Source organism: Bradyrhizobium ingae, assembly GCF_055791185.1.
The window spans coordinates 435,977-450,867 of sequence record NZ_JBVUBB010000002.1 but is presented as its reverse complement, the minus strand read 5'-3'; the positions used below and the strand labels follow the sequence as shown (position 1 = coordinate 450,867).

General features: G+C 64.1%; 19 protein-coding genes. 15 read left to right on the top strand and 4 right to left on the bottom strand.

All coding sequences use genetic code 11. From position 1 onward, the window contains the following. The first annotated feature begins 147 nt into the window (after nucleotides 1-147). Nucleotides 148-525: a hypothetical protein gene (locus ACV1FX_RS04705; protein ID WP_473116449.1), complete on the top strand. Its 378-nt coding sequence runs from the start codon at nucleotides 148-150 to the stop codon at nucleotides 523-525. 342 nt (nucleotides 526-867) lie between these two features. Beyond that, nucleotides 868-2,757 (top strand): AI-2E family transporter, encoded by a 1,890-nt coding sequence (locus tag ACV1FX_RS04700; protein ID WP_473116379.1) that lies wholly within the window; start codon nucleotides 868-870, stop codon nucleotides 2,755-2,757. A 148-nt stretch (nucleotides 2,758-2,905) separates the two neighbouring features. Here the strand turns inward: ACV1FX_RS04700 and ACV1FX_RS04695 are convergent, their stop codons facing one another. Both ACV1FX_RS04695 and ACV1FX_RS04690 read right to left on the bottom strand, forming a co-directional pair. Continuing rightward, nucleotides 2,906-3,379, bottom strand: a complete 474-nt coding sequence (locus ACV1FX_RS04695) for a GNAT family N-acetyltransferase (protein ID WP_473116378.1) — start codon at nucleotides 3,377-3,379, stop codon at nucleotides 2,906-2,908. A gap of 9 nt (nucleotides 3,380-3,388) precedes the next feature. Next, nucleotides 3,389-3,763, bottom strand: coding sequence for a winged helix-turn-helix domain-containing protein (locus tag ACV1FX_RS04690; protein ID WP_473116377.1), 375 nt, complete (start codon nucleotides 3,761-3,763; stop codon nucleotides 3,389-3,391). A 361-nt stretch (nucleotides 3,764-4,124) separates the two neighbouring features. On the opposite strand from ACV1FX_RS04690, the gene ACV1FX_RS04685 reads away from it, so the two are divergent. From ACV1FX_RS04685 to ACV1FX_RS04670, 4 genes are read left to right on the top strand one after another with little or no spacing between them, the layout of a single operon-like run. Further along, nucleotides 4,125-4,598 (top strand): TerB family tellurite resistance protein, encoded by a 474-nt coding sequence (locus tag ACV1FX_RS04685; RefSeq protein WP_473116376.1) that lies wholly within the window; start codon nucleotides 4,125-4,127, stop codon nucleotides 4,596-4,598. A 2-nt stretch (nucleotides 4,599-4,600) separates the two neighbouring features. Next, nucleotides 4,601-4,963, top strand: coding sequence for a hypothetical protein (locus ACV1FX_RS04680; protein ID WP_473116375.1), 363 nt, complete (start codon nucleotides 4,601-4,603; stop codon nucleotides 4,961-4,963). Then, nucleotides 4,960-5,604 carry a TerC family protein gene (locus ACV1FX_RS04675; protein WP_473116374.1) on the top strand — a complete coding sequence of 215 codons (645 nt, stop codon included), beginning with the start codon at nucleotides 4,960-4,962 and terminating at the stop codon, nucleotides 5,602-5,604. The genes ACV1FX_RS04680 and ACV1FX_RS04675 overlap by 4 nt, the downstream gene beginning before the upstream one ends. Before the next feature lie 39 nt (nucleotides 5,605-5,643). Next, entirely contained in the window at nucleotides 5,644-6,258 is a 615-nt protein-coding gene (locus ACV1FX_RS04670) for a TIGR00645 family protein (RefSeq protein WP_473116373.1), read from the top strand. 18 nt (nucleotides 6,259-6,276) lie between these two features. Here the strand turns inward: ACV1FX_RS04670 and ACV1FX_RS04665 are convergent, their stop codons facing one another. Next, nucleotides 6,277-7,224 carry an AraC family transcriptional regulator gene (locus ACV1FX_RS04665; protein WP_473116372.1) on the bottom strand — a complete coding sequence of 316 codons (948 nt, stop codon included), beginning with the start codon at nucleotides 7,222-7,224 and terminating at the stop codon, nucleotides 6,277-6,279. Nucleotides 7,225-7,625: 401 nt separating this feature from the next. On the opposite strand from ACV1FX_RS04665, the gene ACV1FX_RS04660 reads away from it, so the two are divergent. The 7 genes from ACV1FX_RS04660 to ACV1FX_RS04630 all read left to right on the top strand — a co-directional run bounded on the left by ACV1FX_RS04660 (nucleotide 7,626) and on the right by ACV1FX_RS04630 (nucleotide 12,025). Continuing rightward, nucleotides 7,626-8,627 carry an AraC family transcriptional regulator gene (locus tag ACV1FX_RS04660; RefSeq protein ID WP_473116371.1) on the top strand — a complete coding sequence of 334 codons (1,002 nt, stop codon included), beginning with the start codon at nucleotides 7,626-7,628 and terminating at the stop codon, nucleotides 8,625-8,627. A 178-nt stretch (nucleotides 8,628-8,805) separates the two neighbouring features. Then, nucleotides 8,806-9,591, top strand: a complete 786-nt coding sequence (locus ACV1FX_RS04655) for a COG4705 family protein (RefSeq protein WP_473116370.1) — start codon at nucleotides 8,806-8,808, stop codon at nucleotides 9,589-9,591. Between the two features lie 170 nt (nucleotides 9,592-9,761). Further along, a complete protein-coding gene (locus ACV1FX_RS04650) occupies nucleotides 9,762-10,022 on the top strand; it encodes a hypothetical protein (RefSeq protein ID WP_473116369.1) in 261 nt (86 codons plus the stop codon). A 129-nt stretch (nucleotides 10,023-10,151) separates the two neighbouring features. Next, on the top strand, nucleotides 10,152-10,733 hold the full coding sequence (locus ACV1FX_RS04645; RefSeq protein ID WP_473116368.1) for a hypothetical protein: 582 nt from the start codon (nucleotides 10,152-10,154) through the stop codon (nucleotides 10,731-10,733). Then, nucleotides 10,730-11,026, top strand: coding sequence for a DUF1488 family protein (locus ACV1FX_RS04640; RefSeq protein ID WP_473116367.1), 297 nt, complete (start codon nucleotides 10,730-10,732; stop codon nucleotides 11,024-11,026). Before ACV1FX_RS04645 ends, ACV1FX_RS04640 begins: the two co-directional genes overlap by 4 nt. Next, nucleotides 11,023-11,220 (top strand): CbtB domain-containing protein, encoded by a 198-nt coding sequence (locus ACV1FX_RS04635; protein ID WP_473116366.1) that lies wholly within the window; start codon nucleotides 11,023-11,025, stop codon nucleotides 11,218-11,220. The genes ACV1FX_RS04640 and ACV1FX_RS04635 overlap by 4 nt, the downstream gene beginning before the upstream one ends. A gap of 10 nt (nucleotides 11,221-11,230) precedes the next feature. Next, complete coding sequence (locus ACV1FX_RS04630) at nucleotides 11,231-12,025, top strand: CbtA family protein (protein ID WP_473116365.1); 795 nt, start codon at nucleotides 11,231-11,233, stop codon at nucleotides 12,023-12,025. Nucleotides 12,026-12,058: 33 nt separating this feature from the next. Here the strand turns inward: ACV1FX_RS04630 and ACV1FX_RS04625 are convergent, their stop codons facing one another. Next, complete coding sequence (locus tag ACV1FX_RS04625; protein ID WP_473116448.1) at nucleotides 12,059-12,955, bottom strand: alpha/beta hydrolase family protein; 897 nt, start codon at nucleotides 12,953-12,955, stop codon at nucleotides 12,059-12,061. Between the two features lie 183 nt (nucleotides 12,956-13,138). Here ACV1FX_RS04625 and ACV1FX_RS04620 point away from each other — a divergent pair, with 183 nt between their 5' ends. Both ACV1FX_RS04620 and ACV1FX_RS04615 read left to right on the top strand, forming a co-directional pair. After that, the gene (locus ACV1FX_RS04620) at nucleotides 13,139-14,527 is read left to right on the top strand and encodes a class II 3-deoxy-7-phosphoheptulonate synthase (protein WP_473116364.1); all 1,389 of its coding nucleotides are present in this window, start codon (nucleotides 13,139-13,141) and stop codon (nucleotides 14,525-14,527) included. Nucleotides 14,528-14,531: 4 nt separating this feature from the next. Further along, nucleotides 14,532-14,885: a diacylglycerol kinase gene (locus ACV1FX_RS04615; protein WP_473116363.1), complete on the top strand. Its 354-nt coding sequence runs from the start codon at nucleotides 14,532-14,534 to the stop codon at nucleotides 14,883-14,885. Nucleotides 14,886-14,891 lie beyond the last annotated feature (6 nt).

Below are 14,891 nucleotides of genomic sequence, written 5' to 3'. Positions count from 1 at the left end.
GCTTCGCTATATCCAGTCATATATCACGAGTTCGATCAGCGGGCCATGCCAGCGTTTCGAGCGGTTCCAAAAAAGCCGGCTGGACGTTGCGGTCGATATCGATATATCGTGAAGGATATAGCGATGGCCGGGTTGTCGGAGCGTGGAATGGAAATCAGCGTCAAATCGCTCACGACCTGCGAAGTGGCACCCGACGGTGGCGCGATCGCGCTGCGGTTCGAGGATGCTGCGGGCAGGCCTGCCGAGGTGCGCGTCTCGCTCAACCAGGTCGGTGCATTGATCATGACACTGCCAGGCCTGCTCGAAGCCGCGCTGAAGGCCCGCTATGGCGACCAGAGCCTGCGCTATGCCTATCCGCTCGCGGCCTGGGTGGTCGAGCAATCGACGGACGCATCCCAGCGCATCATCACGCTGGAAACCGAGGACGGCTTCAAGGTCCGCTTCTCGATCCCGAAGGCCGAGCAGAGCCTGCTCGGCGAAGCACTGATCCAGCCAGCACCTGAGATGACGCTGCGGCCGAACTGAGCCGTGTCGTCGTAGCCCCTGCGCTGCAGATCCCGTGATCCGTCGAGATCGACGTGATCATTCGTGGCCGTGCGGCGGGAATTTGGTGTGGTGGCAGTTACCTCCGACTTTGTTCTTACCCGAGTTGGAAAAGAGGCGTAGGATCATCCGGCGCCGAAAGATCAGCACGCGACCGGCAATCGTCCATTCGCGCTGTAGACCCCAAGTCCAGCCGAGCATCCAGCTTGGTTCCAGCTCTGGGTCTATGTCTGGCGTGGTGAACTGAGGGGTTTCATCGAAGTCGCAACGACTATCGTGCGGCTAAGAGCGAGGGCCACGCAGTTGCAGGAGAAGCCCAAGCAAATGACGCAGCGGCGCGGGAGCGCGCTGACAAACATGGCGGTCGCAGCATTGATTATTGCTGCGCTCTATTTTGGCCGGGAAGTTTTCGTTCCGGTCGCACTGGCCGTTCTCCTGAGCTTCGTTCTCGCACCCTTCGTCATACGTCTGTATTCATGGCGAGTTCCGCGCACGGCGTCCGTGCTCATAGTGGTCTTCTTCGGATTTGCGATCATCTTCAGCCTGGGCGGGCTGATGGTATCGCAGGCGACGCGCCTTGCCGCCAGGCTGCCCGGATATCAGCAGACGCTGAGTGACAAGATCGAGAGCCTTCGCGGATTGATGGGTGGTTCCGGAACGCTGGAGCAGGCCTCCACCGTTCTCAAGGAATTGGGCACAGAGCTGCAACGTGGTGAGACGGCGACTGGTCGGCCGGACAACGGTCTCGCGAGACAATCACCGGATAGAACGCTTCCGATACCCGTTGAAGTCAAGCAGCCCGATCCCGGTGCTCTGACGACGCTCGCCAAAATTATCGAGCCTTTGCTTTCGCCGCTGACGACGACGGGAATCGTCGTGATTTTCGTGACCTTCATCCTGTTGCAACGGGAGGATCTGAGGAATCGCCTCGTCCGTCTTGCCGGCTCGAGCGATATTCAGCGCACGACGGCAGCCCTCGATGACGCGGGCAAGCGGCTGAGCAAACTCTTCCTGACCCAAATGATCTTCAACGCCGTGTTCGGTCTGGCAATCGGCTTAGGTCTCGAATTGATTGGTGTGCCCTCGGCTCCGTTATGGGGTCTGCTGGCGATGATCCTGCGGTTCGTTCCGTATATCGGTGCGCTGATCTCAGCCATCTTTCCGCTCATTCTGGCGGCCGCCGTTGGTTCGGGCTGGCAAATGTTGGTGCTGACAGCACTGTTGTTCGTGGTTCTGGAACTGCTCGCCGGACAGGTTCTCGAGCCGCTGATCTATGGCCATAGTTCCGGCCTGTCTCCGGTCGCGATCATCCTGTCTGCGTCATTCTGGACGTGGCTGTGGGGGCCAGTCGGACTGGTGATGGCGACGCCTCTGACGATATGTCTCGTCGTGGTGGGGCGGCATGTCGAGCGGCTCAAGTTCCTCGAAATCATGCTGGGCGACCGGCCTCCTTTGAGTCCGCCCCAGCTGGCTTATCAACGAATGCTGGCGGGAGATCCTCTTGAAGCCGCGGAGCAAGCGCGTGAATTCCTCAAAGGCGCGTCGCTTGAGGAATACTGCGATACAATCCTGCTTGAGGGATTGAGGCTCGCGGAAGCCGACCGCCGATTGGGTCATCTCGACGAGGAGCGGTTAAATCGCATTGCTTCAACCGTTGACGAGTTGGTGGCCGACCTGGAAGCGCACCACGACTTGAACGTCCCCGCCATGGACATGAGCTCGAGCCCCGGTGCCGCGATCGCGATCGAGCAGGCGAGGGCTCAACACAAATTGGTCGAGGAAGAACGCAGGTCGCCGCGTTCGGTACTCTGCATTCCAGGATCCGGAAAGCTCGACGAAGCGACGGCGCTCGTGTTGTCCTATTTGCTGCGGCACCGTGGTATCGAGGCGATGGCGGAAGAGGCGGACGCGCTATCAACGGCGAAATTCTTCTCGCTCGACATGACGGATACCTCGCTGGCGTGCCTGTGCTACGTCGGCCAGCCGTCCGCCGCAAAGATTCAAGATGTCATTCGCAGACTCAACAAGAAGAACGCCGGCGCCCGCATTCTGCTCGCCCTGTTTGGAGCCGGTCCTGCCATGCCGACGATGGGTGCAGTCGGCGCGACGGTCTGTGCAGGGTCATTTGGCGCCGCGGTGCAAGCAATAATTCAGGCGGCCGCCAAGCAGCCCGACCTTACGACGCTCGACACCCAAGATATTGCTGCCACCTGATTCAGGTCAGCCCCCGAGCGGGATCAAGCGGGAAAGTTCTGGTATCCGATTCCGCGGCGGTTACGAGCGACAATGCTCCAGTTGATCGTAAGACTTCCGCTTTAGTCTCGGAAGCTGATGCTGTCACGGGACCCGTCCTGGATCGAGATCACTCGACGGCCTCTGCTCTCGGCGGAAGCCGCCGGATCTGGAAGCCGGTCTTGCTCTGCTCAAAACCAGCTGATGTATAGAATGCCAGGGTCGAGGGTCTCTTCGAGCCCGTCATGAGCATGACCTTGTAGCAATCGGCCTGCCATGCGGCGGCAATGGCCGTCTTCAGAAGTTGTTTGCCGTAGCCGCGTCCCCTGAACGCCGTGTGGGTGACGACATTCTCGACCAACCCATAAGGCTGGCCATCGCGCGTCAGGTTGGGAACGATGATCAGGGTACAGGACGCGACGATGGCGTCTTCGGTGATCCCGATGAATATGGCGCTTCCATCATAGCGCTGCAGCTTCTCCAGACGACGCTCGGCGACATCCAACGAGGGGATGCGATCAGTCGGATCAAGGTGCGGATAAAGCGCGAGGAGCTGCGGGAGATCGGCGGGAAGGGCCGGGCGGATGATGAGAGAGGTATCCATGCTGAGCGCTCACGCCCTCCGCGAGCGCTTGATGTCCGTCTTCAGTGCCATCAGCTCCTTGCGCACTGCGCGCGCGGCGTCGCGCTCGATCTTGCGGTAGCGCGCGACGAGTGCGGTGCCGAATGGCGTCAGCATTGCGCCGCCGCCGTTCTTGCCGCCGGTCTGGCGCTCGACCGCCGCATGTCCGCAGATTCGGTTGATTTCGTCCACGAGATCCCAGGCGCGCTTGTAGGACATGTCCATGGCGCGGCCCGCCGCCGAGATCGAGCCGTGCTCCCTGATGTTCTCGAGGAGCTGGATCTTGCCGGGCCCGATCCGGTCCTCGGCATCCAGATCGATCCGGACGCTCAATTGGGGAAGCGACTTTGCGGCCGCGCGCGGCATGACTGGCTCTCTTCGGTCTTGGCTTGCGACATTGCCACCGAGGGAGCGACCGAACAAGGTAAACGGGCGAGATATCCCTTATGGCGATTTTATGAACGGCGCGCCGCGTTCCCGCGGCTGCTGGTCGCAGCTCGGCCGGCTTGATTTGGGCTCCTCGAACTTTATTTCTCCTTCAACAGAATCCGGGCCCCTCTGACGAGGCCGCCGATCCCTCGGCCAACCTCGTGATGTCGGATGACCTGTCCCGCGCGCGAATGCGTTTGGATTGGACGATCGTTGGGCCCAGTGCACCTGCTCTCATCGACTCGCCATCCTCATCGCTTCCCGCGTGCGGTCACAACCGTAAGCTTGAGGAGCTATGATGCCCGCTACAGAACCTCTGAGCCCCATCCAGGGCGAGATTACTGAACCTTCCGGCCTGCACGAGCAGGCCGCTGCCGCGCTCGTGATTGCCGGCGCGCTGGTGGCCGTTGCCGACCGCCGCGTCGCCGCTGTCGAGCGCGAGGAGGTGACCTGCTTCATCCGGGAGCGCGGGCTTGCGCCGCATGTCAGCGAAGCGCGGCTTGCCGAAATGTTCGACGAACTCGCCGAGCGGCTCGAGCAGCCGGACTTCGCCAATGTCGTCATCGAGACGTTGCGTCCGGTCTCTGACCTGCCGCTGGCCGCGCATCTCGTCGACATCTCCGAGCGCGTCGCCGCGGCGGACGAGGACGTGCATCCGCATGAAGTGCAGGCGATCAAGCTGCTGCGCCTGCTGACGCTGGTGTTGCCGCGATCCAAGCCTGTCGCGCCCGTCGCAGCGCGGGGCGAGGGCCATCTCGCATCCGGAGCGTGAGCGTGAACGCGGCGTCCGACGATAACGCGAGATCGCGCGAGCGCGCCACCGGCGAGGTCGCCGGTGGTGATCCGCGCCTTGACGCGCTCATCAGTCGCCTGCCGCCGCGCGTGGCCGGCACTGTCACCTATCTGCTGCGACCTTCAAGCCGCTGGGTGAGGATGCCTGCAGGCGCGCTGCTCGTCGTCGGCGGCGTGCTGTCGTTCCTGCCGGTGCTCGGCATCTGGATGCTGCCGCTCGGCCTTGCACTGCTCGCCGAGGACGTGCCTGGCCTGCGCGCCCAGCGTTCGAAGGTCCTGGACTGGATCGAGCGCCGCAAGCCGCACTGGCTCGGCGGCGCCTCGCGTCCGAATGATCAGACATGAGTGAATTCATCACCGCCGAAGCGCTGACGGCGCTGATTCAGGTCGTCCTGATCGACCTCGTGCTCGCTGGCGACAACGCCGTCGTCATTGGCCTTGCCGCGGCGGGCCTGCCCGCCGGTCAGCGCCGCCGGGCCATCATCGTCGGCATCGCGGCCGCGACCGTACTGCGCATCGTCTTCGCCGGCGTTGCGACGCATCTCCTCCAGGTGCTCGGCCTGCTGCTGGCCGGCGGCGTGCTGCTGCTGTGGGTCTGCTGGAAGATGTGGCGCGAATTGCGCGAGCAGGCTGCGAGCCAGGGCGAGCTGGCCTTCGGCCACGCCGGAGCGGGCCGCTCTAGCGGCGCGCAGGCGCCGCGCAAGACGTTTCGGCAAGCAGCGCTCCAGATCGTCGCCGCCGACGTCTCGATGTCGCTCGACAACGTGCTGGCTGTCGCGGGTGCAGCCCGCGAGCATCCGTTCATCCTGGCCTTTGGCCTGGTGCTGTCGGTCGCGCTGATGGGCGTTGCCGCCGATCTGCTTGGTCGCGTGCTCCAGAAGCAGCGCTGGATCGCCTATGTCGGTCTCGCCATCATCGTCTACGTCGCCGTCGAGATGATCTGGCGCGGCTCGCTCGAGCTCGCACCGGTCATCGCCAGCCTCTGATTCCAGCCTTCTGACTTCGCCCGCCATCCGGAGTGACCCATGACGCCTGAATCCCAAGCACCTTTGAGCCGCGTGGCTTCGCCGCAGCTCGGTCTGTTCCCGCGCCTGATCTTCGGCTCGCGTTGGCTGCAAGTGCCGCTCTATGTCGGCCTCATCGTCGCGCAGGCCGTCTATGTGCTTCTGTTCCTGAAGGAGCTCTGGCATCTGGCCGCGCACTGGTTCGACGTCAACGAGCAGCAGATCATGCTGACCGTGCTCGGGCTGATCGACGTCGTCATGATCTCCAACCTGCTCGTGATGGTGATCGTCGGCGGCTACGAGACTTTCGTCTCGCGCCTCAACCTGCGCGGCCATCCCGACGAGCCGGAATGGCTGAGCCACGTCAATGCGAGCGTGCTCAAGATCAAGCTTGCGATGGCGATCGTCGGCATCTCCTCGATCTCGCTGCTCAGGACCTTCATCGAGGCCGGCAACCTCGGCACCGCGCGCAGCAATTTCACCGAGAGCGGCGTGATGTGGCAGGTGATCATCCACATCACCTTCATCGTCTCGGCGATCGGGATCGCCTGGGTCGATCGCCTGGGCGAGGCCGCACACCGCAAGGCGGCCGATCATGCGAAGGCCGCCGGTCATGCGAAGGCCGCCGGTCATTGAGCCCGTGCTTTGGCCTGCTCAGAGGTGGCGTGCCCGCGCCAGCGTCTCCGAAGGCGTCTCGCCGAAGGCTGACTTGTAGGTTTTCGCGAAATCGCCCATGTGCCAGAAGCCGTTGGCGAGCGCCACGGCCTTGACGGTGAGGCCTGTGCTTCCGCTCGCGAGCTGCTTGCGGGCGGTCCATAGCCGCTTCGTCCGCAAATAATGATGCAGGCTCATGCCATGGACGGTCTGCGCGGCGGCCTGGAGCGTCCGCACGGAGACATTGAGGGCAGTTGCAAGATCATCGCTGTAGAGCGACACGCCCCCCAACAGCATGACCTGCTCGTCGAGTTGCTCGATCAGCCGGCGGTGCCTGTCGAATGATCCGGGACGGGCGCGCTGCGCCTCTTCGGTAACCAGCGCGGCGTCGAGTGCGCCCAGCAGCGTTTCCTGGATCGGGCGGCTGATGGCCTCGAATTGTCCGGGATCGTTGCAGCCCGAAGCAAGACAGAACATGTCGAGGATGGCTGCGCGCAGGCGGTGCCTGGGGCCGTCGGCAAGCCGAAAGAATTCGAGCCCGGCGTTGAAGTCGGCCCAGCCGCGATGGCGCATGTCGGAGTTGAAGCGCAGCATCAGATAGGTATTGGCGTGGCGCTCGAGGGCGCGCATCGGGACCTTGCCGCGCACGATGCCGATCATCGAGTTGTCGATCTCACGGCCGTTTGCGACCGAGTGCGCGGCGAGCGGCACGACGAGGCCGACGCCGCGATCGATGCCGATGTCCGCTTCCAGATGCCGCGCGAAGGAGCGCTGCATGACCATGAGGCTGTCCTGGAGCGGCAGACTGGCGCGAAACACCGAGAAGTGGCGCGGCTCGAGCGGAATGCTGGTGCCGCCGCCGAGCACCTCGGTGGGACGGAACTGATCGAAATCGGTGAAGCGCTCGATGGTCAGGATTCGCGACGGCTTCAGCCAACGGACGGGCATCTTCGTTTCCCAAGTCGATCGTTGTCCAAGAGCCGCTGTCCTCCTGTCCCGTACCCATCTCGGATGGAGCCGGCGCGCGGATGAAGGTGATGGAACTTCCGCGCGCCGGATCGAGCAAAGCGCGTGACGCGGCCGGCGCTTCACGGATGGTTCAATGCGCTCGACCGTGCAGGGTCGAACGACTGAGCAGTCTTCTTGGCGTTTGAGGCAGCCGCTAATGGCAGCCGCGATTCGAGGCGTTTCCTCAAAGGGGCGGCATTAAGGTACCTTTCGGCACGGCCGTCCCATGAACAAGAGATAACTGCGTGGAACATAAGCCGATATGGCGAATGCGCGGCGGTTTGGTATTTTGCGCGGGATGAGCCTCGGTTTGCGTCGGACCGGGGGCTGGGACTGCTGCCATGCCAAATCGATTGGACGACCTGTCGGCGCGAGGATTTGCGAAGACGCTTTCGCTTGATGCAGCGAACGAGCTCGCCCACGCGATGTACGGCCGCGACGCGCGCGTCGAGCGGCTGGGGCAGACACGGCGCGTGACGATTGACTTCAAGGCGATCCATTTCGGCGCGGCGCAGCTCATGCGGGTCGATCTCGCCGGCTTGAGCGTCGAGCGCTGCACGGACGATTCCCTGCACGTCTCGATACCCGTCACAGGTGGCTTCCGCCGCGGCCGCGGCGACAATTTGCAGGACTATCATCCGATGCGTCAGGCGAGCATCGGCCGGCCATTCGAGCGGTCGAAGCTGGAGGTCACTGACGCCTCGGTACTCGTGTTCTACGTGCCAATGACCGTCATGGTCGAACGCGCCGAACGGCTGACCGGCCGCGCGCAGGGCGCGGACACTCTGCTGTCGGAGTTGAGCGAAGGTCTCGACCTGACCGCGCCGGTTACCGCTGCGCTGGCCCGACACTTGAACGCAGCGATGGCCGAGATGAGCAGCCTGAACGCCATCGGCATGGGGCGACTGGCGGCGGCTGCGACCGAGGAGATGCTGGTCAATCTGGTGACGGCGGCGACGTTTCCGCGTGTCGCGCAGGCGCTCTCCGCGAGCCATGTCGACCGTAGCCCGGCCATCGTCCGTCGTGCGCGCGACTACATCAAGGCGCATGCCGACGAGCCGATCGAGATCTCGAAGCTTGCAAGCGAGCTCGGCGTCAGCCTGCGCTCGCTGCAGGAGAATTTTCAGCGCTATCTCGGCTATTCGCCGCGCGACTGGATCCTGACATGCCGGCTCGAACGTGCGCGCGAGCGGCTGCTCGTCGATGACGGTCAGGTGTCGGTGACGGCAGCGGCGCTCGACGCCGGCTTCAGCGATCCCGGACATTTTGCCGGAAAGTATCGCGCAAGGTTCGGCGAACTGCCGTCGGAGACTTTGCGGCGGGTAAGGGGCGACGCAGTCTAGCGGAGACGTTTCGCGCTTAAGTGACGTGCGGGGACGCCGGTCACCGCGCATGACGCCGTGCGGCGTTCGGCCATTTGCTTCGCATCGACCGCACGAGTAGTTGAACCAGCGCGATGCGAACTTCCGCCACGATGGTTGATTAGGTCGTATCGACCGTCGAGCCAGGAGCGGGTAACGCATGGAACGTGCCGAAGTGCGCTACGCCAGCAAGGTTCCGGAAGTCACTCTCGGATTTTGGATCATCAAGATCGCTGCCACGACGCTTGGCGAGACCGGCGGCGACACGGTCACGATGACGCTGGACTGGGGCTATCTGGCGGGCACGGTCCTGTTCCTCGCCGTGCTCGTTGCGCTCGTCGCCGTCCAGATCGTGGCGAAGAGATTCCAGCCGGTGCTCTACTGGACGACCATCGTTGCCTCGACGACTTTCGGCACCACGATGGCCGATTTCGCCGATCGCTCGCTGGGCATCGGATACGCCGGCGGATCGGCGCTGCTGCTCGCTTGTCTCGTTCTCATCCTGGCCACTTGGTACGCAAGCGAAAAGACGATCTCGGTCGACACCGTCAGCACTCCGAAGGTGGAGGCGTTCTACTGGGCCGCGATCACCTTCTCGCAGACCCTGGGCACGGCACTCGGCGATTGGATCGCCGACACCGGTGATATGGGTTATGGCGGCGCAGCGCTGATCTTCATTGCCGCGCTGGCCGTCGTTGCGGCGCTGTACGTCTGGACCGGCGTCTCGCGCGTTGCGTTGTTCTGGATCGCGTTCATCCTGACGCGTCCGCTCGGCGCAACGGTCGGCGACTTTCTCGACAAGCCCGTCAATGAGGGCGGGTTGGCGCTGAGCCGTCCATTGGCATCGGCAGTGCTCGCGATCTTCATCATCGCCTGTCTGTTCGTCATTCCGCAGCGCGCCGGAACGCATCCGCGCGGCTTGCGGGACGAGCCGGCGCAAGGATAAGCATGCGGCTCGACGTCAAGGTTGCGTCTGGCCTCCTTGGCCACCACCATTCGCTAAAATTGTCTGCAATTTCTTGACCCACGGGCGACCGTACCCGCAAGAGATGTCTGGCTTTAAACCCGGCCTTCGGAACCCTCGCGCATGCTCTCCCAAAAGGGTGGGGCATCAGCATGTCTGTTCTCAAGGAAATCGTCGCTGCGGTGGCGGGAGTCTACGCGCTCCTGTTCGTCTGCGACGTATTGTTCGGCAACGAAACGCGTTTCGACGACGCCTATTATAGCCGCGAATTCTACGCGCCGCGGCCGAGAGAGTTTCGCTTCGCAAGCGATACGCCGCCGGCGGTCCGCGTCAGCGACGCCTTCGCGCAGTTCTCGCCGGGGGAAGCGAAGCCGGGCAAGCGCTACTCGTCTCTGACGACCGTCATTCGCTAGACGAGCGCGGCGGCGGCTGAGCGCACGCGGTGCGAGCGCAGCAATCGGCGTGCCAGGCCCCAAAGATCCGTTGGAATCGCTTCCCTGACCCGACAAATCGGTTAGAATCTCCGCCCAAGGAGATCATCGATGGCACTCAATGTCCTGCCGCCTCACGCCGACCGTGTCCGTCTTGATCCGGTCGAGCCGCGTTATGCCGCGATCTTTTGCTTCGCGCTGCTGACCGTGTCGTGCGCGCTCGCAAGCTTCGCGCTCGCCTGCGCCACGCCCTTTGCGGCGTTTGCCGTCGTTGCTGCGGCAGCGCTGCCGCTGCGCCCGGCGCTACTCGTCGTCACCGGGGCCTGGCTCGTCAATCAGACGATCGGCTTCAGTGTGCACCACTATCCCGTCGACGCCGGCACGATCGCCTGGGGTTTTGTGATCGGCGCGGCTGCGCTGACCGCGACCGCAACATCCGCGATCGTGCTCCGCGCGCTGCGGCCGAATCGCGCACCGCTGGTGTTGGCCACGGCCCTGATTGGCGCCTACGGCGCCTATGAGCTGGTGCTGCTTGCCGCGACGCCGTTCCTCGGCGGGGCGGGGGCTTTCACGACCGCCATCGTGGCCCGCATCGGCGCTTCCAATGCGCTCTGGCTCGTCGGCCTCGTTGCCGCCTGCGAAATCGTCCGCCTGCTCGATCCTTTCGGGCGGGGACGGGCGATGTCGGCTTGAACGACGACGTCCATTGGCGCGCCGACATCGCATCCGTGATCTTCTCGGTCAGGGACCACGGCGCCATTTGCGCCGTGCACCGGGGCGCGTTTCGGACCCTTCTGGGCGCGGAGCCGTCGCCGGAGGACTGCCTCGGCTATTTCGAACGCTTTGAAGATGCGTTCCGGCTGGCGGCCAGCGCCAAGGTCGTGCAAAAACGTATTCCGGTCGGCATGAGCCTGCATCTTACCAGTCGCGACGTCGCTCGGAAGTTGCTAGAAGGCAGTCAAATCAGAGGTGGAGCACAGCCATGAGCCAGTCACAAATCACGGGCGCGCAGGTCAGGCATTTCCCGGTCGCCGCCGCGCAGGCGGGCAGGGTCACGCAGGCCTTGATGGCGATGATGCTCGGCCTGTTCGTCGTCGGTGTCGTGGGCTTCTCCCACATCGACGTCGTTCACAACGCCGCACACGACGTCCGCCATTCGAACGCATTTCCCTGCCACTGACCGGGGTGGCATGAGCACGTTTCGCTCGATCGTATTTTCGTCGGTCATTTCGGGTTTTATCGTCGGCCTGATCGTCACGGCCGCTCAGCAGTTCGGCACGGTGCCCCTCATCCTGAAGGCGGAAGTCTTCGAGAAGGCGGCAGAGATGCACCAGCACGAGGCCGCCGCGGCACCGCAGGAAGCGGCCACCGGTCACGTTTATGGCGGCCAGGATCATGTGGCCCAAGATCACGCAAGCCACGACCACGCCGGACACGATCACGGCGCCGAAGCCTGGGGGCCGCGCGACGGCCTGGAGCGGAACGCCTACACGGCGGCCGCCAATGTGCTGACGGCGATCGGCTTTGCGTTGCTCCTCGCAGGGTTCTTTGCCGTCCGCAGCGGTGCAACGGGCGGGCGCGTCACCTGGCACGAGGGGTTGATGTGGGGGCTCGCGGGCTTTGCCGTGTTCACGATCGCCCCGGGCCTCGGCCTGCCGCCGGAATTGCCGGGGGTGCCGGTCGGGCCGCTTCTGTCGCGCCAGATCTGGTGGGCGGCTGCGGTTCTCGCGACGGCCATGGGCCTTGCGCTGATCGTCTTCCGCCCCTCGGTGCCAGCGGCCATCGCCGGCGTGATCCTGCTCATATTGCCCCATCTGATCGGCGCGCCGGAACTCGAGCACGTCGAGACCAACGTGCCATCCTCTCTGTCCCATCAGTTCGTGGTCGCCGTCACGCTCACGAGTCTGGTCTTCTGGTCCCTGCTCGGCGCGGTGACGAGCGCCGTGTTTGCCCGCTTTGACACGGCCGCCGGCGGCCGTCCGTAACGCTGCCATCCCTCGCCGGGACTGGCTCCGGGATCACTCCCCCTGGATCCACTCCGCCACGCCGCGCCAGAGCGTGTCGCGGTGGTCGGAACGGAAGAAGCCGAAATGGCCTATTCCCTTGGCACCGACATCGGACGGCTTGACCGTCAGCACCTCCGGCTTGATCGCGCTGAATCCGGAGCAGAGCAGCTCAACCGCGGGCCGCGTCGCCCAGGGATCGTCGGAGAAGCTGAGGGCGCGCAGCTCGCCCTTGTAGGCGGCGAAGTTTGCCAGTGCCGGCAGCTTGGAATCAAAGAGATGGCGCGGGCTGCTCACCCATTTGGCGCCTTGCAGGAACACACCCTTGGGCAAATCCTCGCCGATGCCGAGCCAGCCCGGCACGTAGCCGAGCAGGTGTGCCATGGGCACGCCAATGAAATTCATGAACACGAACACGCGGTAGTTTTCCGGCCGCGGGATCAGTTTCCACGTCGCGGCTTGGGACGCCACGAACAACGCGCGCGAAATCTCGCCGTTGTTCGCGATCAGCCCGAGCGCCTGGCCGCCAAAGGAATGACCGACGTAATTGAGGGGCAGTGCGCGATAGCGCTCACGCATCCAGTTGACCGCCGCGGTGACGTCGAGCGCGGCCCAGTCGGACATCGAGGCCGTAAAGCCGACCAGTGATTTCGGCTGGTTGTAGCCGACCAGCGCCGGCAGGCGGGAGTCGCCAATGCCCCGGTAATCGTAGGTCAGGACTGCGCAGCCGCGGTTGGCGAGGTACGAGGCAAAGCCCCGATAGACCTTGCGGGGGACGGCGGTTGCGGAATTGATCAGGACGGCGTGGCGCTTGACGCCGCGCGGCAGGAACAGGGTGCCGGTCAGCGAATAGCCGTCGACAGCCGGAAAGCTGATGTCGTCGATAAAAACGTCGTCGAGTGCCGCATCCATCAGCAGCCCACGCCCCAAAGTTTCTCCGCACGTCCCCAGCAAATGCGAATTCGGCTTTGGCTGCAAGGGCTTGGATGCGCAAATGGATTTACGACTGGCGAGGCGATGCCAGCCTGTGTATAAGGCGGCTCGCGCAACCCACAGATCAGGTTGCAGTTTTTGCTTCAGGAAAGAGGATTTGCGATGTCCGAGCGGTGGACACCCGAGAGCTGGCGCAGCAAGCCCGTGCTGCAGGTCCCCGACTATCCCGACGCCAAGGCGTTGGCCGATGTCGAGGCGCAGCTTGCGAGCTTTCCGCCGCTGGTGTTCGCCGGCGAAGCACGCAATCTGAAGAAGGCCCTGGCCCGCGTCGCGGCCGGCGAGGCCTTCCTGCTCCAGGGTGGGGACTGCGCGGAGAGCTTTGCCGAGCACGGCGCCAACAACATCCGCGATTTCTTCCGCGTGCTGCTCCAGATGGCGGTCGTGCTGACCTATGCGGGCGCCGTCCCCGTGGTGAAGGTCGGCCGCATCGCCGGCCAGTTCGCAAAGCCGCGTTCCTCGCCGACCGAGAAGGTCGATGGCGTCGAGCTGCCGAGCTATCGCGGCGACATCGTCAACGACATCGCGTTCACCAAGGAAGCGCGTGTGCCGGATCCGCAGCGCCAGCTGATGGCGTACCGCCAGTCGGCGGCGACGCTGAACCTGCTCCGCGCCTTCGCGACCGGCGGCTTCGCCAATCTCGGCAGCGTGCATCAGTGGATGCTCGGCTTCCTCAAGGATTCTCCGCAGTCCCGCCGCTACAAGGAGCTGGCCGACCGCATCTCGGACGCGCTGAACTTCATGCGCGCCTGCGGCCTTGATCTCGAAAGCCATCCCGAGCTCCGCGCTACCGACTTCTACACCAGCCACGAGGCGTTGCTGCTCGGCTACGAGCAGGCCATGACCCGCGTCGATTCCACCACCGGCGACTGGTACGCGACGTCAGGCCACATGATCTGGATCGGCGACCGCACCCGCCAGCTCGACCACGGCCATGTCGAATATTTCCGCGGCATCAAGAACCCGATCGGGCTGAAGTGCGGCCCATCGCTGAAGCCCGACGAGTTGCTGAAGCTGATCGACGTGCTCAACCCCGACAACGAGCCAGGCCGGCTGACGCTGATCGGGCGCTTCGGCTCCGACAAGGTCGGCGAGCATCTTCCGAACATGATCCGCGCGGTGCAGCGCGAGGGCAGGGTGGTGGTCTGGTCCTGCGATCCCATGCACGGCAACACCATCACGTCCACCACGGGCTACAAGACGCGGCCGTTCGACCGCATCCTGTCGGAGGTGAAGTCCTTCTTCGCGATCCACGCGGCCGAAGGAACGCATGCCGGCGGCGTGCATCTGGAGATGACCGGCAAGGACGTCACCGAATGCCTCGGCGGTGCGCGCGCGATCACGGATGAGGATCTCAACGACCGCTACCACACGGTCTGCGATCCCCGCCTCAACGCCGAGCAATCGATCGACATGGCGTTCCTGGTCGCGGAGCTCCTCAAGCAGGAACGCGTGGGCAAGGCCAAGCCGATGCCGTTCGCAGCGGGGCTTTAAGACCTTGCTGCGAATTTGGAAGGCCACGATCAATTCCCGTAATGGTCTGGCCTTTGCGCTCCGCTCGGAGCAGGCCGTCCGCGAGGAGATCTTTGCGCTCCTGCTGTCGCTGCCGACGGCTTGGTTCATCGCAGCGACCGCCATGCGCGCGGTAGAACTGGTGTGTGCCGTCGCATTCGTGCTGGTGGTCGAACTGCTGAACACCGCGATCGAGAAGCTCGCCGACCGCCTCACCATGGACCACGACACGCAGATCGGCCGCGTCAAGGACATGGGCTCGGCCGCGGTCGGTGTCGCACTCTTGATGGCCGGTGCGTTCTGGATCTTTGCCATCGTCGAGCGGTTGGGTTTCGTCTAGCCAAGG

What these genes read in the sequence shown, in the direction of transcription:
- ACV1FX_RS04625 (WP_473116448.1), bottom strand. Translation starts at nt 12,955, where the DNA reads ATGGATGCGGCACTCGACGACGTTTTTATCGACGACATCAGCTTTCCG.
- ACV1FX_RS04685 (WP_473116376.1), top strand. Translation starts at nt 4,125, where the DNA reads ATGCCCGCTACAGAACCTCTGAGCCCCATCCAGGGCGAGATTACTGAA.
- ACV1FX_RS04635 (WP_473116366.1), top strand. Translation starts at nt 11,023, where the DNA reads ATGAGCCAGTCACAAATCACGGGCGCGCAGGTCAGGCATTTCCCGGTC.
- ACV1FX_RS04655 (WP_473116370.1), top strand. Translation starts at nt 8,806, where the DNA reads ATGGAACGTGCCGAAGTGCGCTACGCCAGCAAGGTTCCGGAAGTCACT.
- ACV1FX_RS04630 (WP_473116365.1), top strand. Translation starts at nt 11,231, where the DNA reads ATGAGCACGTTTCGCTCGATCGTATTTTCGTCGGTCATTTCGGGTTTT.
- ACV1FX_RS04665 (WP_473116372.1), bottom strand. Translation starts at nt 7,224, where the DNA reads ATGCCCGTCCGTTGGCTGAAGCCGTCGCGAATCCTGACCATCGAGCGC.
- ACV1FX_RS04675 (WP_473116374.1), top strand. Translation starts at nt 4,960, where the DNA reads ATGAGTGAATTCATCACCGCCGAAGCGCTGACGGCGCTGATTCAGGTC.
- ACV1FX_RS04620 (WP_473116364.1), top strand. Translation starts at nt 13,139, where the DNA reads ATGTCCGAGCGGTGGACACCCGAGAGCTGGCGCAGCAAGCCCGTGCTG.
- ACV1FX_RS04705 (WP_473116449.1), top strand. Translation starts at nt 148, where the DNA reads ATGGAAATCAGCGTCAAATCGCTCACGACCTGCGAAGTGGCACCCGAC.
- ACV1FX_RS04700 (WP_473116379.1), top strand. Translation starts at nt 868, where the DNA reads ATGACGCAGCGGCGCGGGAGCGCGCTGACAAACATGGCGGTCGCAGCA.
- ACV1FX_RS04650 (WP_473116369.1), top strand. Translation starts at nt 9,762, where the DNA reads ATGTCTGTTCTCAAGGAAATCGTCGCTGCGGTGGCGGGAGTCTACGCG.
- ACV1FX_RS04690 (WP_473116377.1), bottom strand. Translation starts at nt 3,763, where the DNA reads ATGCCGCGCGCGGCCGCAAAGTCGCTTCCCCAATTGAGCGTCCGGATC.
- ACV1FX_RS04695 (WP_473116378.1), bottom strand. Translation starts at nt 3,379, where the DNA reads ATGGATACCTCTCTCATCATCCGCCCGGCCCTTCCCGCCGATCTCCCG.
- ACV1FX_RS04660 (WP_473116371.1), top strand. Translation starts at nt 7,626, where the DNA reads ATGCCAAATCGATTGGACGACCTGTCGGCGCGAGGATTTGCGAAGACG.
- ACV1FX_RS04645 (WP_473116368.1), top strand. Translation starts at nt 10,152, where the DNA reads ATGGCACTCAATGTCCTGCCGCCTCACGCCGACCGTGTCCGTCTTGAT.
- ACV1FX_RS04670 (WP_473116373.1), top strand. Translation starts at nt 5,644, where the DNA reads ATGACGCCTGAATCCCAAGCACCTTTGAGCCGCGTGGCTTCGCCGCAG.